The sequence below is a fragment of the Klebsiella sp. V115_8 genome (assembly GCF_029967715.1).
Taxonomy (GTDB): Bacteria; Pseudomonadota; Gammaproteobacteria; order Enterobacterales; family Enterobacteriaceae; genus Klebsiella; species Klebsiella quasipneumoniae.
This window is the reverse complement of record NZ_JASCAR010000047.1, coordinates 23,211-37,763: the sequence shown is the minus strand read 5'-3', so window position 1 is coordinate 37,763 and position 14,553 is coordinate 23,211. Positions and strand designations below refer to the sequence as shown.

The window sequence follows — 14,553 nt, the reverse complement described above, 5'->3', positions numbered from 1 at the left end:
ATCAGGAGATAGCTATGTTTGATTTACTCCTGCGCCGCGCGCGCCTCGTCGACGATACCCTGACTGATATCGCCATTCAGGACGGGAAAATCGCGGCGCTGGGCGAGATTAGCGCGCCCTCCCGCAAAACCCTCGATCTGCAGGGCAACAGCTACGTCAGCGCCGGCTGGATTGACTCCCACGTTCACTGCTACCCGAATTCGCCAATTTATCACGATGAGCCGGACAGCGTCGGTATCGCCACCGGCGTCACCACCGTGATTGATGCCGGCAGCACCGGCGCCGACGATATCGATGAGTTCTATCAACTGACCCGTAAAGCGGCGACGGAAGTCTATGCCCTGCTCAATATCTCCCGCGTCGGGCTGATTGCCCAGAATGAACTGGCCAATATGACCAATATTGACGCCGAGGCGGTGAAGCAGGCGGTGCAGCGTCATCCCGATTTTATCGTTGGTCTGAAGGCGCGGATGAGCAGCAGCGTGGTGGGGGAAAACGGCATTACGCCGCTGGCGCGCGCCAAGGCGATTCAGCAGGAAAACGGCGATCTGCCGCTGATGGTGCACATTGGCAACAATCCGCCGAACCTCGATGAAATCGCCGATCTGCTGAGCCGCGGCGACATCATTACCCACTGCTATAACGGCAAACCGAACCGCATTCTGAATCCTGCCGGCGAACTGCGCAGTTCGATTACTCGCGCCCTGCAGCGCGGCGTGCGCCTCGACGTCGGCCACGGTACCGCCAGCTTCAGCTTTGAAGTGGCGCGCCGGGCGATTGCGCTGGGCATTCTGCCGCACACCATCAGCTCGGATATTTACTGCCGTAACCGCATCGACGGCCCGGTGCGTTCGCTGGCGCTGGTGATGTCGAAATTTCTCGCCATCGGCATGACCCTGCCGCAGGTGATTGCCTGCGTGACCGTCAGCGCTGCCGAGGGGCTGCGCCTGTCGCGTAAAGGGCGGCTGGAAGTGGGTTTCGACGCCGATCTCACGCTATTTCGCCTGGAGCGCCAGCCAACGCTGCTGGTGGATGCCGAAAAAGAGAGCCTCCAGGCAGACAACATTTTGGTGCCGCTGGCCGCGATCCGCGCGGGCAAAGGCTATCTGACCGAACAAGGGAGCGCGGAATATGCCTTCGATTTTTGAAAAATACCATTTAAAACAAGTTATTAACACTTCTGGCCGGATGACGGCGCTGGGCGTTTCCACGCCGCGTCCGGAAGTGGTGGAAGCCGCGATGGCCGGCATGAACCAGTACTTTGAAATGAAAGATCTGGTGAATAAAACCGGCGAGTACATCGCCAGGCTGCTGGACGTGGAAGGGGCGACCGTGGTCTCCTGCGCCTCGGCAGGGATTGCCCAGTCGGTGGCGGCGGTGCTGGTAAAGGACAGCGACTGGCTGCTTGAGAACCTGCACGTCACGCCGATAGAGCATAACGAAATCGTCCTGCCTAAGGGCCACAACGTCAACTTCGGCGCGCCGGTCGGCACCATGGTGGCGCTGGGCGGCGGCAGGCTGGTGGAAGCGGGCTACGCCAACGAATGCTCTGCCGAACAGCTGGCGGCGGCGATCACCCCGCGCACCGCGGCGATCCTCTACATCAAATCCCACCACTGCGTGCAGAAAAGCATGCTCAACGTGGCGCAGGCCGCGGAAGTGGCGCGTCAGCATCATTTACCGCTGATCGTCGACGCGGCGGCGGAGGAAGATCTGCAGGGCTACTACCGCATGGGCGCCGACCTGGTGATCTACAGCGGCGCGAAAGCGATTGAAGGGCCGACCAGCGGGCTGGTGATCGGCAAAACGCAGTATGTCGAGTGGGTTAAACGCCAGTCGATGGGGATTGGCCGGGCGATGAAAGTGGGTAAAGAGGGGATCCTCGGCCTGACCTGCGCCATTGAACACTACCTGACGGCAAGCAAAGAGAGCGGTGAAGAGATGGTGGCGAAGATGACGCCGTTTATCGAACAGCTCAATACCCTCAACGGCGTCACTGCCTGCGTGGTATGGGACAGCGCCGGCCGCGATATCGCCCGCGCCGAAATCAAATTCGACGAAGCGGTGACCGGCGTGAAGACCGGCGATCTGGTTAACGCGCTGAAGCAGGGCGAATACGCCATCTACTTCCGCGGCTATAAAGCGAATGAAGGCATTATCGAAGCCGATGTCCGCAGCGTTGACGCCCAGCAGCTGGAGGTAGTCGCCCGCCGTATCGCGGAAGTTCTGAACAAGGAGAAACAAGCATGAAACTGACCCCAAACTTTTACCGTGACCGCGTGTGCCTGAACGTCCTGGCGGGTAGCAAAGACAACGCCCGGGAAATCTACGACGCGGCGGAAGGTCATGTCCTGGTCGGCGTGCTCTCCAAAAACTACCCGGACGTCGCCAGCGCGGTGGCCGATATGCGCGACTACGCGAAGCTGATTGATAACGCCCTCTCCGTCGGGCTGGGCGCAGGGGATCCGAATCAGTCGGCGATGGTAAGCGAGATTTCGCGCCAGGTGCAGCCGCAGCACGTCAATCAGGTCTTCACCGGCGTGGCCACCAGCCGCGCGCTGCTCGGGCAGAACGAAACGGTGGTCAACGGCCTGGTCTCGCCCACCGGCACCCCGGGTATGGTGAAGATCTCCACCGGCCCGCTGAGCAGCAGCGCGGCGGATGGGATTGTGCCGCTGGAAACCGCCATCGCGCTGTTAAAAGATATGGGCGGCAGCTCCATCAAATACTTCCCGATGGGCGGCCTGAAGCACCGCGACGAGTTCGAGGCGGTGGCCAAAGCCTGCGCCGCGCACGATTTCTGGCTGGAGCCGACCGGCGGTATCGATCTGGAAAACTACAGCGAGATCCTCAAGATCGCCCTCGATGCCGGGGTGAGCAAAATCATCCCGCATATCTACAGCTCGATTATCGATAAGGCCAGCGGCAACACCCGCCCGGCCGATGTTCGCCAGCTGCTGGAGATGACCAAACAGTTAGTGAAGTAGTGCCCTTGCCCCTCGCCCTCAAAGGGTGAGGGGCAGCTTATCCCACTGAACCATCAAGGAGTTGCTATGCCTGTCGCTCGTCATCTGCTTGTCGCTTCACTGTCCCTGTTTGTCGCCGCCGCCGCCGCGCAAACTCACTATGCCTGGGTAGGCACCTATAATCCCAATGGCGAAGGTCTGTACCGCTTTACCGTTGATAGCCAAACCGGCGCGCTACGTGACAGGACGCTGGTGAGCTCGTTGCCGAACGCCGCGCAGCTGACCGTCTCGCGCGATGGCAAGACGCTGTATGCCGCCAGCGAAGTGGAGAAAGGCGTGGTGCAGGCGTGGCGCATTGAGAAGAACGGCGAGCTGACCGCACTCAATCAGGTCGCCTCCGGCGGCGCCGGTCCGGTTTATCTCTCCCTGACGCCGAACGGTAAACAGCTGCTGGTGGCCAACTACGTCAGCGGCAGCATCGCCGTGCTACCGGTGAAAGAAGACGGTAGCCTGGGCGAGGCGGTGGACAGGCATCAGGATGAAGGCCCGGCAGGGGCCGAACGCCCGGCGGCGGCCGTCGAGGGCAGCTTCGCCATCAGCGATCACAATGGCCCGCACGCCCATATGATCGCCGCCGATCCCAGCGGAAAATTTGTTTACTCCACCGATCTGGGGCTGGATCGGATCTATCAGTATCGGCTGGATAGCGCCAGCGGCAAGCTGACGCCGAACGATCCGCCGTTTATCGCCGCCTCGTCGCCGGGAGCCGGCCCGCGCCACTTCGTCTTCACGCCAAAGGGCGACGGTCTGTGGCTGATTAACGAGGAAGCGTCGACGCTGACCTTCTATCATCTGGATCAGCAAAGCGGCCTGCTGCGCGAAGGCAAAACTGTCTCCGCGCTGCCGAAAGAGTATAAGGGCACCAGCTTTGCCGCCGGCCTGGCGCTGAGCAACGACGGCAAACAGCTGTACGTCGCCAATCGTCTGCATAACAGCATCGCCCACTTTACGGTGCAGGCCGACGGCCGCCTGCGCCACCAGGAGGATATCTGGACGCGCGGAGATTACCCCCGCACGCTGACCCTGGATAATCAGGGGCAGTGGCTGTACGTCATGAACCAGCGTAGCGATAATATTACCCGCTTCAGCGTGGCGCCGAAGGATGGCAAATTGACCTTTGTCTCAGACTACACGCCGGTCGGCAGTCCATCGCAGATGGTGATTTCCGCCCAACCCTGAGCCGTAACCACAAGGAACTGACATGCGATTTCCCAACCAACGCCTAGCGCAACTCTTCACCCTGCTGCGGAATGAAACGCTGCCGCAGGATGAGCTGGCGCAACGCCTGTCGGTTTCCACTCGTACCGTGCGCGCCGATATTACCGCCCTGAATGCGCTACTGGCGCAGTATGGCGCGCAGTTTATCCTTAACCGCGGCAGCGGTTATCAGCTGAAAATTGATAACCCGGCGAGCTTCCAGGCGCTGGAGGAGACGGCGCCGAAGGCGCAGCATGTCCCGCGTACCGCCCAGGATCGCATCACTTTCCTGCTGGTGCGTTTTCTGACGTCGGCGTTCTCGATCAAGCTGGAAGACCTGGCGGATGAGTGGTTCGTCAGCCGCGCCACGCTGCAAAACGATATGGTCGAGGTGCGCGAGCGCTTCCAGCGCTATCAGCTAACCCTTGAAACCCGCCCGCGCCACGGCATGAAGCTGTTCGGTAGCGAGGTATCGGTTCGCGCCTGCCTCACCGACCTGCTGTGGGAGCTAACCCAGCAGGGCGGTATCGCGCCGCCGATCGGCGCCGAGGCCTTTGCAGAGGAGGTGCCTGCGCTGCTGGAGCCGGTGCTGCAGGAGACGCTCACGCGCCACCATATTCGTCTCACCGACGTCGGCGAGCGCTTTATCTGCCTGTACGGGGCAGTGGTGGTGCGTCGCGTCAGCGAAGGCTACCCGCTGGCGGATTTTAGTGCTGAAGATGTGGCGCAGAACGTCCGCGATGCCGCGCGCGATCTGGCGGGCGAACTGCAGCGGCTGGCCGGTAAACCTTTATCGCCCGCGGAAGAAGAGTGGCTGTGCGTGCATATCGCCGCCCGTCAGGTACAGGACGTGGACCCGGAAACCATCAGCGCCGACGATGATGAAGCGCTGGTCAACTACATCCTGCGCTACATCAACAGCCAGTATAACTACAACCTGCTGGACGATGCCCAGCTGCACGCCGATCTGCTGACCCACATAAAGACCATGATCACCCGCGTACGCTACCAGATCATGATCCCCAATCCGCTGCTGGATAACATCAAACAGCACTACCCGATGGCCTGGGATATGACCCTCGCCGCGGTCTCCAGCTGGGGCAAATATACTCCGTACACCATCAGCGAAAACGAAATCGGCTTTCTGGTGCTGCATATCGGCGTCGGGCTGGAGCGCCACTACAACATCGGCTACCAGCGTCAGCCGCAGGTGCTGCTGGTGTGCGATACCAGCAATGCGATGGTGCGGATGATCGAGGCGATCCTGCAGCGCAAATATCCGCAGCTGGAGATCGCCGCCACCATTTCCCAGCGCGAATACGAACAGCGGGACGCGATCGAGGCGGATTTTGTTATCTCCACGGTGCGGATCAGCGAAAAAGACAAGCCGGTAGTGACCATCGCGCCGTTCCCCACTGACTATCAACTGGATCAGATCGGCAAGCTGGTGCTGGTGGACCGTACCCGTCCATGGATGCTGAATAAGTACTTCGATGCCGCCCACTTCCGGGTGGTCGATACGCCGATGGATCAGCAAACGCTGTTCGCCGAGCTGTGCCAGCAGCTGCTGGAGGAAGGCTTTGTTGACGCCGAGTTTCATGCTTCGGTGGTGGAGCGTGAAGCGATTGTCAGCACCATGCTCGGCGATGGCATTGCGCTGCCGCACTCCCTGGGGCTACTGGCGAAAAAGACGGTGGTCTATACCGTCATTGCCCCGCAGGGCATCGTCTGGGGTGACGAAACCGCCCATATCATCTTCCTGCTCGCCATCAGCAAGCGCGAGTATGAAGAGGCGATGGCGATCTACGATATTTTCGTGACTTTCCTTCGCGAGCGCGCCATGAGCCGCCTCGCCGCGACCCGCAGCTTCGATGAGTTTAAAACGGTGGCGATGGAGTGCGTCAGCCGGTTTTGAGAGGCGTTTTCCAGATTCGAGTGTAATGCAAATGTAATGCTATAATGCATTACAAAATATCCCTTTCTGGAGGCATAATGGCCACGCTCAACGTTCGACTGGACGATAAACTCAAAAAAGAGGCTTATGCCGTGCTGGAGAAACTCGATATGACGCCAACGGAGGCGGTGCGCCTGCTGTTTCAATACATTGCGGAAAATGGCCGCATGCCAGTGAAAAGTATGACTATCAGCGATAGCGAAGCGGCATTATTACGCACCGTCCGCGAGCGGCTGGAAAACCCGCAGCCGGAGGTGAAGGTGAGTCTGGATGACCTATGAACTGGCGTTTGATCCGCGTGCCTGGCGCGAATGGCAGAAGCTTGGCGAGACGATCAAAAAACAGTTCAAAAATAAGCTCCAGCAGGTTGTGCAGAATCCGCGAATTGCATCGGCCAGTCTGAGTGATTTACCGGATTGCTACAAAATCAAGCTTAAGGCGTCAGGTTATCGGTTGGTGTATCAAGTACGGGATAGTGTGGTGGTGGTTTACGTTATTGCCATTGGCTAAAGAGAGAAAGCGGCCGTTTATCATCAGGCGAATAAACGGCTCTAAACGCTATCGCAAATGATGTACCACCTGGTTGCTGCTGCCGCGCCAGATCAGCGCCGGGTCTTTTAAATCCTGCACAAACTTACCGTCGACCAGCACGTTGATCAGGTTCACCACCTGCATCTGCGCCTCATTCAGCTCATCCAGTTTATAGCCGGTCCAGACCCAGATATCTTTGCCGGGGCATTCGGCACGCACGCGCTGAACCAGTTTGAGGATCTCCGCGACGTTCTGCGGATGCAGCGGATCGCCGCCGGAGAGTGAAATCCCCTGGCGTTTGATGCGGGTATCGTTGAGATCGGCAATGATGCGGTCGGCCATCTCGGCGGTAAACGGCATGCCGGAGTTCACCCGCCAGGTGCTTTTGTTGTAGCAGCCGGGGCACTCATGGACGCAGCCGGAGACAAACAGGGTGCAGCGGGTGCCGGGGCCGTTGACAATATCTACCGGGTAGTACTGATGGTAATTCATTGTTTCCTCTTCTCATTTGCCGATGTAGCGGCGTTGGCTGCGCTCGCTCGCCCGGGTCACTTACTCCAGTAAGCTCCCCGGGACTTACTCGTTTGCCGCCTTGCTACAACGCCAACTGATTTGAGGAAACCCACCTGGCTGTTTGGGATTCCCTCGTTTGCCGCCTTGCTCTGACGCTAATGGCTTTGCGAAAACGGAGGTGCTGTGCATTTGTAAAGGGAACGGCTCCCGGCGTCGCTGCGCTCGCCCGGGCTACGAAAAGCCGCATACGCGGTTGTAGCCCGGATAAGGCGCTTTGCGCCGCGATCCGGGAACGGCGCCTTAGTGGCCAAACGGCTACGGGGCCGGTTCCCTCTCCCCGTTGGGGAGAGGGGGAGGGGCTAAACCAGCTGGAATTAACCGATCTGCCCGTTGCCCAGGTGCTTCACGCGGCGCTTCACTTCTTCCTGCTTGCCGGCGTTGAACGGACGCGCGTCCGGACTGCCGAGGTAGCCGCACACCCGGCGGGTAACGGAAACGCGGGAGGCGTCGTGGTTACCGCATTTCGGGCAGGTAAAGCCCTTGCTGGTGCACTCGAACTCGCCGGTGAAACCGCACTCGTAGCACTCATCGATCGGCGTGTTAGTGCCGTAGTACGGCACATGCTGATAGCTGTAATCCCATACGTCTTCCAGCGCCTTCAGGTTGTGCTGGATGTTTGGGTATTCGCCGTAGCAAATGAAGCCCCCGTTAGCCAGCGGCGGATACGGCGCTTCAAAATCGATCTTGTCGTACGGGTTGACCTTCTTCTCCACGTCGAGGTGGAAGCTGTTGGTGTAGTAACCTTTGTCGGTCACGCCCTCCACCACGCCAAACTCGGCGGTGTCGAGACGGCAGAAGCGGTCGCACAGGTTTTCGCTCGGCGTGCTGTACAGGCTAAAGCCGTAGCCGGTCTCTTCTTTCCACAAATCGACGGCGTCGCGCAGGCGCTGGACGATGGCCACACCCTTCTCGCGCAGCGCCTCGCTGTCGTACATATGCTGGTTGCCGTACAGCGCATTGATAGTTTCATGGATACCGATATAGCCCAGCGAAATCGACGCCCGGCCGTTTTTAAAGATCTCGGAGACGTCGTCGTCGGCTTTCAGCCGCACGCCGCAGGCCCCTTCCATATAGAGGATCGGCGCCACGCGCGCTTTTACCCCTTCCAGGCGGGCAATGCGGGTCATCAGCGCTTTGCGCGCCAGCTGCAGGCGCTCGTCCAGCAGCGCCCAGAAGGCGGCTTCGTCGCCTTTCGCTTCCAAGGCGATGCGCGGCAGGTTGAGGCTGATGACGCCGAGGTTATTGCGCCCATCGTGCACCTGCTCGCCGTTCTCGTTTTCCCACACCCCGAGGAAGCTGCGGCAGCCCATCGGCGTTTTAAACGACCCGGTAACCTTCACCACCTGGTCGTAGTTGAGGATATCCGGGTACATGCGCTTGCTGGCGCACTCCAGCGCCAGCTGTTTGATGTCGTAGTTCGGGTCGCCGAACTTATGGTTCAGGCCGTCACGGATCGCGAACACCAGTTTCGGGAACACCGCGGTCTTACGGTTTTTACCGAGGCCGGCAATGCGGTTGCGCAGAATCGACTGCTGGATCAGCCGCGATTCCCAACTGGTGCCGAGACCGAACCCGAAGGTGACGAACGGCGTCTGGCCGTTGGCGGTATGCAGCGTGTTAACCTCATACTCCAGCGACTGGAAGGCGTCGTAGCACTCTTTTTCGGTACGGGCGCGGGCATAGCCTTCGGCATCCGGGATCTGCCACTCTTCGGCGATTTTACGATGCTTTTTAAAGCTTTCGCTGACGAACGGCGCCAGCACTTCATCGATACGGTTGATGGTGGTGCCGCCGTAAATATGGCTGGCGACCTGGGCGATGATCTGCGCGGTCACCGCCGTGGCGGTAGAGATAGATTTCGGCGGCTCGATCTCCGCGTTGCCCATCTTAAAGCCCTGGGTCAGCATGCCTTTCAGGTCGATCAGCATGCAGTTAAACATCGGGAAGAAGGGCGAGTAATCGAGGTCATGATAGTGGATCATGCCGCGTTCGTGGGCCATCACCACATCGTGAGGCAGCAGGTGCTGCCGGGCGTAGTGCTTGGCGACGATACCGGCCAGCAGGTCGCGCTGGGTCGGGATGACTTTACTGTCCTTGTTGGCGTTTTCGTTGAGCAGCGCGGAGTTGGTCTGCTCGACGAGGCCGCGGATCTCCTGATTGAGGCGGCCGCGCTTCTCACGCTGGCTATCGCGGTCATGGCGATACTCAATGTAGGCGCGCGCCAGCTGCTTATAGGGGCCGGACATCAGCTGGTTTTCCACCGCGGTCTGGATCTCGTTGATGTCGACCTGGGCGCGGCCCTGCATTTGTTGGCTAACGACTTCTGCGACGGTGGCGCAATAGTCTGCGTCATCGACTCCCGCTGCTTTAGCTGCACGCAGAATTGCTTCCTGAATGCGCTCTGACTTGAACGGCACTTTACAGCCATCACGTTTCATCACATGCGGTGTCATGATCACTCCATATATAGAACAGGTTATCCACAGAGGCGGAGGTTATCCCGAAGGCGCTGTACGCTACGGCTCGTGCTGTTTGCCTTCAGATCCGGCCCGTTTTATCCACATCTCATCACCGCCAGACATCGACAAGATATGGTGACATAATAGACGATTAATACAACATGTAGGGCCGGGACGCATTTTAAGTTCTATATGTAGTGATTTGCATCAAAGATGTTTGCGATTTTATTGACCCAGAACAAGGTAAAAAGGTGAGAGTACGGATGATGGGCGCTGGCGATAAATGTAAATTTATCTGGCTGGAAAATAAGCAAAAATGCCTGGCGTTCGCCACCGGCGCCAGGCATGACCTTCTCATTTCGGGAGGGCAGGGGACACCTTACGCCTGCAGCCACCATACCGCTTCGAACGGCCGCAGCGTCAGCCCGGTTGGGCGGGGCGTGGTCTCGGCATAGTTGCTGATGATCATCTTCCACTCGCCCGGGGCGTCCTCAGGCTGCCAGGCCTGCAGGTCGCGGCTCAGGTTGGCGGCGACCACCAGCGTTTGTCCCTGCCACTGACGGCGATAGCACCACAGCGACGGATGGTCAGGAAGGAGATCCTGATAATCGCCCCAGGTCAGCAGCGGCAGGGTTTTACGCAGCGTAATCAGCTGCTGATAGGCATAAAACACCGAATCAGGGTCCGCCAGCGCCGCCTCGACGTTGATCTCCCGGTAGTTATCGCCAAGGCCGATCCACGGTTCGCCATCGCTAAAGCCACCGTTCTCGCCACCATGCCACGGCATCGGCGTGCGGCTGTTGTCGCGCGACTTGCTGGCAAGGATCGCCAGCAGTTCGTCCGGACTTTGCCCCTGCGCCGCACGTTCGATAAACATATTGTGGCTCTCGACGTCGCGATAATCGCTGATGCTGTTGAAGTGCGGATTGGTCATGCCGATCTCTTCGCCCTGATAAATATAGGGCGTGCCCTGCATGCCGTGCAGCACCATCGCCAGCATCTTCGCCGCCGGCACCCGGTACTCGCCTTCGTCGCCAAAGCGCGAGACGATGCGCGGCTGATCGTGATTACACCAGAACAGCGCGTTCCACGCCCGGTTGTGCATCCCCTGCTGCCAGTGGCGGAACAGCGCCTTCAGCGCCACATAGTCCGGGCGGGCGAGGGTCCACTTCTCCCCACCGGGATAATCGACTTTTAAATGGTGGAAGTTAAAGGTCATCGACAGCTCGCGGCCGTCCAGCGCGGCGTACTGCTGGCAGTGTTCCAGCGAGGTGGAAGACATCTCGCCGACGGTCATCAGATGACGCGGCGTGAAGACATCGCGGCTCATCTCCTGCAGGAACTCATGCACCCGCGGGCCGTCGGTGTAGAAGCGGCGGCCATCCCCGTCCGCATCGCAGGGAAAGGCCTGATCCTTCGAGATCAGGTTGACCACGTCGAGGCGCAGGCCGTCGACGCCGCGGTCGGCCCAGAATTCGCAGACCTTTTTCAGCTCGGCGCGCACCGCCGGGTTCTCCCAGTTGAGATCCGCCTGCTCAATGGCGAACAGGTGCAGATAATACTGACCGCTGTCGGCATGCCACTGCCAGGCGTTGCCGCCAAACTTGGAGCGCCAGTTGTTCGGCAGGGCGTCCGGTTCGCCGTCGCGCCAGATATAGAACTGACGGTAGGGGCTCTCCTTATTCAGCGACTGACGGAACCACTCGTGTTCGGTCGAGGTATGGTTCAGCACCATATCCAGCACGATGCGGATCCCGCGGGCCTTCGCTTCCGCCACCAGGGCGTCAAAATCGGCCATCGTGCCGTAGGAGGGATCGATGGCGGTGTAGTTTGCCACGTCGTAGCCGTTATCCACCTGCGGTGAAACGTAGAACGGCGTCAGCCAGATGGCGTCGACCCCAAGCTTTTGCAGATAGTCGAGGCGGGAGGTGACGCCGCGCAGGTCGCCGGTGCCGCTGCCGGTGGTATCCTGAAAACTCTTCGGATAGATTTGATAAATAACGCCGTTTTGCCACCAGTGGGGGAGATGATTCATAGTACTTTCCTGCTGCAACGAGGGGCGCCAAAGGCGCCCCGAAAGAAGAAGTTAGACAATCTGCAAGGTGCCCTGACGGTACTTGCGCTGATACACCACGGTGGTGAGGATAATCGGCACCACCACCGCGATGGCCATCGCCATGGCGTACACCTGCCAGTAGCTCGGCTGGATGGAGAGGATCCCCGGCAGGCCGCCGACGCCGATGCCGTTCGCCAGCACGCCGTTCAGGCCGCACAGCAGGCCGGCGAGGCCGGAGCCGATCATTGCGCACAGCATCGGGAAGCGGTACTTCAGGTTGATACCGTACATTGCCGGCTCGGTGACCCCGAGATAGGCGGAGATCGCCGCCGGTACTGAGATTTCACGTTCATTCTGCTTGCGGCTGGCGATGATGATGCCGACCACCGCCGACGCCTGGGCAATGTTGGACAGCGCAATCAGCGGCCACACCGGGGTCCCGCCCATGCTCTGGATCATCTGCATATCGATGGCGAGGGTGGTCTGATGGACGCCGGTAATCACCAGCGGCGCGTAGAGGAAGCCAAACAGCGCGGCGCCGATCGGCGCGAAGCTGCCGGTTAACAGATGGCGCACTGCGAAGGCCACGCCGTCGCCGATCAGGCGGCCGAACGGACCGATAATGGCGTGCGCGAGGAATACCGCGAGGATCAGCGAGCAGACCGGCACAATGACCAGATAGAGGTAGTCAGGCACAATGCGCTTGAGGCGCGTCTCGATAAAGCCTAAGGTCAGGCCCGCCAGCAGGGCCGGGATGACCTGCGCCTGGTAGCCGACTTTAGCAATGGTAAACAGGCCGAAGTTCCACACCTCCGGCACCTGCTGGCCGAGGAGATAGGCGTTCATCAGCTGCGGAGACACCAGGGTCACGCCCAGGACGATCCCAAGGATCGGCGTACCGCCCATCTTCTTCACCGCTGACCAGCAGATCCCCACCGGCAGATAGAAGAAGATCGCCTCGCCAATCAGCCACAGGAAGTCATAGATGGTTTTCAGCGACGGGTGCATCTGGGCCAGCGTCTGGCCATTGCTCATGGGTAAGTCGCCGATGACGTTGCGGAAACCGAGGATCAGACCGCCGCTGATCAGCGCTGGCAGCAGCGGGAAGAAGATCTCGGCGAAGTGCGAGATCAGCTGTTCATGCCACTTCATATTTTGCCGCGCGGCCTGTTTGACCTGCTCTTTATCGGCGGAAGTCTGACCGGTGGTCGCCAGCAGGGCCTTGTAGTAATCACCCACCTCGGTGCCGATGACCACCTGGAACTGACCGGCGTTAGTGAAGCATCCCTTCACCATGCGCAGCTGCTCAATCTCTTTTGGTCTGGCGATGGCCGGGTCGTTCAGCACAAAGCGCAAACGGGTAATACAGTGGCTGACGGTGGCGATATTGCCGCGCCCGCCCACCAGTTCGATCAGTTTATCGATGTCCTGCTGGTTTACTTTGCTCATGATGAAGCCTCAAAAACAGAGGGGAGAGATGCCGTTTTTACCTTGAGGGCATCCTAACCGTTCCGCTTGATTTGCAAAATGGGAACGTTCCCGAAACCCGGCGACGATCACATAAATCGCCCGAACGAGATTAATTGAGGGCGGCGGGAATGACGATCTGGCGGGGATCGACGCTGCCGGCGATCTGCTCGATCAACTGCCGGGCGGCCCGGCGTCCGGACTCGGCATAGCCAGGATCGACGGTCAATATTTCCGGGTGGAGAAACTTCATCAGCGGCGTGCTGCCGACGCTGGCGAGCTGCAGCGCATCGCGGCCCTGCTGCTGGAGATATTTGCTGGCGCCGAGGGCGAGGGTATCGGTGGCGCACACCAGGGCGCTGGTCTCGGCCGTCAGCACGCTGGCGACGGTGTCATACCCCTGCTTCATGCCCAGCCCCGGCAGGGCGGCGGTCGGCGTCAGGCGATGCTTTTTACAGAAGGCGAGGTAGGCGAGATGGCGGCGTTCGCCGGTGGTGACGTCGCTGTGCGGTACGCCAAGGAAGCTGATGTGGCGATGCCCGCGCTCGTAGAGCCGCTGCATCAGCAGCGTGATGGCCCCCTCGTCGTCATAGCACACCGAGGCGAAGCCGGGGGCGTCGCGGGCCATCAGCACCAGGGTGTCGCGCCAGGGAGCGAGCATCGCCTCGTCGATGCCGGTAAAACCGAACAGCACCACGCCGTCAATATTACGCCGGGCGAGCATGCCGAGATGCTCCTCCACCAGCCCAGGGGAGAACTGACTCTCCATCATAATCGGGTCGTAACCCTGCTCATAAAAGGCGGGCAGCATGGTCTGCACGGCGAGGTTTTCCGACAGCGAATCGAGACGGGTGACGATAATCGCCACCACTTTATCGCTCTGGCCGCGCATGGCGCGGGCGGAGCGGGAGGGCGAGAAACCGTGCTGCTGCATCACCGCTTCGACGCGCTCGCGGGTCCGTTCGCTGACCCCGCTCTCGTTGTTGAGGACGCGGGATACCGTTGATTTCCCTACGCCGCTTAAGCGCGCGATATCTTTGATGGTCAGCCGGTTCTGCATGCGGAATTCTCGTCAGGGTGGGTAGAAGTGAGCCTAATGCTACTCAACCAAACCGCAATGAGCAAAGTCTGGTTTACGTTCGGTTTAGTTGCGCGGGTTTATCATCGCCATTATTGCCACACAATCCTCAACGAGGGCGCTATAATCCGCGCCGTTTAAATTCACTTACCGGAGATAGTTATGGACCCCGATCCCACTCCTCATCCTCGATGGAGCAACCTTTCTTTCCG

Annotated in this window: 12 protein-coding genes; 7 read left to right on the top strand and 5 right to left on the bottom strand. The window is 59.8% G+C overall.

The window, feature by feature from the left end; translation table 11 throughout:
* The first annotated feature begins 14 nt into the window (after positions 1-14).
* From QLG03_RS24015 to QLG03_RS23985, 7 genes are all read left to right on the top strand, one after another.
* The gene (locus QLG03_RS24015) at positions 15-1,148 is read left to right on the top strand and encodes an amidohydrolase/deacetylase family metallohydrolase (RefSeq protein WP_255989734.1); all 1,134 of its coding nucleotides are present in this window, start codon (positions 15-17) and stop codon (positions 1,146-1,148) included.
* Positions 1,132-2,250, top strand: coding sequence for a DgaE family pyridoxal phosphate-dependent ammonia lyase (locus QLG03_RS24010; RefSeq protein ID WP_282473674.1), 1,119 nt, complete (start codon positions 1,132-1,134; stop codon positions 2,248-2,250). The genes QLG03_RS24015 and QLG03_RS24010 overlap by 17 nt, the downstream gene beginning before the upstream one ends.
* Positions 2,247-2,987, top strand: coding sequence for a KDGP aldolase family protein (locus tag QLG03_RS24005; RefSeq protein ID WP_101995764.1), 741 nt, complete (start codon positions 2,247-2,249; stop codon positions 2,985-2,987). The genes QLG03_RS24010 and QLG03_RS24005 overlap by 4 nt, the downstream gene beginning before the upstream one ends.
* A gap of 66 nt (positions 2,988-3,053) precedes the next feature.
* Entirely contained in the window at positions 3,054-4,205 is a 1,152-nt protein-coding gene (locus tag QLG03_RS24000; RefSeq protein ID WP_182962315.1) for a lactonase family protein, read from the top strand.
* Between the two features lie 22 nt (positions 4,206-4,227).
* Positions 4,228-6,138, top strand: a complete 1,911-nt coding sequence (locus tag QLG03_RS23995) for a PRD domain-containing protein (protein WP_044525201.1) — start codon at positions 4,228-4,230, stop codon at positions 6,136-6,138.
* 77 nt (positions 6,139-6,215) lie between these two features.
* Complete coding sequence (locus QLG03_RS23990; RefSeq protein WP_023291757.1) at positions 6,216-6,458, top strand: type II toxin-antitoxin system RelB/DinJ family antitoxin; 243 nt, start codon at positions 6,216-6,218, stop codon at positions 6,456-6,458.
* Positions 6,448-6,687, top strand: coding sequence for a type II toxin-antitoxin system RelE/ParE family toxin (locus QLG03_RS23985; RefSeq protein WP_023291758.1), 240 nt, complete (start codon positions 6,448-6,450; stop codon positions 6,685-6,687). The genes QLG03_RS23990 and QLG03_RS23985 overlap by 11 nt, the downstream gene beginning before the upstream one ends.
* Positions 6,688-6,735: 48 nt before the next feature.
* Here the strand turns inward: QLG03_RS23985 and nrdG are convergent, their stop codons facing one another.
* From nrdG to treR, 5 genes are all read right to left on the bottom strand, one after another.
* Positions 6,736-7,200: an anaerobic ribonucleoside-triphosphate reductase-activating protein gene (gene nrdG / locus QLG03_RS23980; protein ID WP_012969085.1), complete on the bottom strand. Its 465-nt coding sequence runs from the start codon at positions 7,198-7,200 to the stop codon at positions 6,736-6,738.
* Positions 7,201-7,595: 395 nt separating this feature from the next.
* Positions 7,596-9,734 (bottom strand): anaerobic ribonucleoside-triphosphate reductase, encoded by a 2,139-nt coding sequence (gene nrdD / locus QLG03_RS23975; RefSeq protein ID WP_023291759.1) that lies wholly within the window; start codon positions 9,732-9,734, stop codon positions 7,596-7,598.
* 385 nt (positions 9,735-10,119) lie between these two features.
* Entirely contained in the window at positions 10,120-11,775 is a 1,656-nt protein-coding gene (treC, locus tag QLG03_RS23970) for an alpha,alpha-phosphotrehalase (RefSeq protein WP_044525203.1), read from the bottom strand.
* 51 nt (positions 11,776-11,826) lie between these two features.
* On the bottom strand, positions 11,827-13,245 hold the full coding sequence (gene treB, locus QLG03_RS23965; protein WP_023291762.1) for a PTS trehalose transporter subunit IIBC: 1,419 nt from the start codon (positions 13,243-13,245) through the stop codon (positions 11,827-11,829).
* A gap of 130 nt (positions 13,246-13,375) precedes the next feature.
* The gene (treR, locus tag QLG03_RS23960; RefSeq protein WP_004206520.1) at positions 13,376-14,323 is read right to left on the bottom strand and encodes a trehalose operon repressor TreR; all 948 of its coding nucleotides are present in this window, start codon (positions 14,321-14,323) and stop codon (positions 13,376-13,378) included.
* Between the last annotated feature and the right edge of the window lie 230 nt (positions 14,324-14,553).

Excerpts from the sequence above, each read along its gene's own strand:
- nrdD (WP_023291759.1), bottom strand. The coding sequence starts at position 9,734 with ATGACACCGCATGTGATGAAACGTGATGGCTGTAAAGTGCCGTTCAAG.
- QLG03_RS24005 (WP_101995764.1), top strand. The coding sequence starts at position 2,247 with ATGAAACTGACCCCAAACTTTTACCGTGACCGCGTGTGCCTGAACGTC.
- treB (WP_023291762.1), bottom strand. The coding sequence starts at position 13,245 with ATGAGCAAAGTAAACCAGCAGGACATCGATAAACTGATCGAACTGGTG.
- QLG03_RS24000 (WP_182962315.1), top strand. The coding sequence starts at position 3,054 with ATGCCTGTCGCTCGTCATCTGCTTGTCGCTTCACTGTCCCTGTTTGTC.
- QLG03_RS23995 (WP_044525201.1), top strand. The coding sequence starts at position 4,228 with ATGCGATTTCCCAACCAACGCCTAGCGCAACTCTTCACCCTGCTGCGG.
- treR (WP_004206520.1), bottom strand. The coding sequence starts at position 14,323 with ATGCAGAACCGGCTGACCATCAAAGATATCGCGCGCTTAAGCGGCGTA.
- QLG03_RS24010 (WP_282473674.1), top strand. The coding sequence starts at position 1,132 with ATGCCTTCGATTTTTGAAAAATACCATTTAAAACAAGTTATTAACACT.
- QLG03_RS23985 (WP_023291758.1), top strand. The coding sequence starts at position 6,448 with ATGACCTATGAACTGGCGTTTGATCCGCGTGCCTGGCGCGAATGGCAG.
- QLG03_RS23990 (WP_023291757.1), top strand. The coding sequence starts at position 6,216 with ATGGCCACGCTCAACGTTCGACTGGACGATAAACTCAAAAAAGAGGCT.
- nrdG (WP_012969085.1), bottom strand. The coding sequence starts at position 7,200 with ATGAATTACCATCAGTACTACCCGGTAGATATTGTCAACGGCCCCGGC.
- QLG03_RS24015 (WP_255989734.1), top strand. The coding sequence starts at position 15 with ATGTTTGATTTACTCCTGCGCCGCGCGCGCCTCGTCGACGATACCCTG.
- treC (WP_044525203.1), bottom strand. The coding sequence starts at position 11,775 with ATGAATCATCTCCCCCACTGGTGGCAAAACGGCGTTATTTATCAAATC.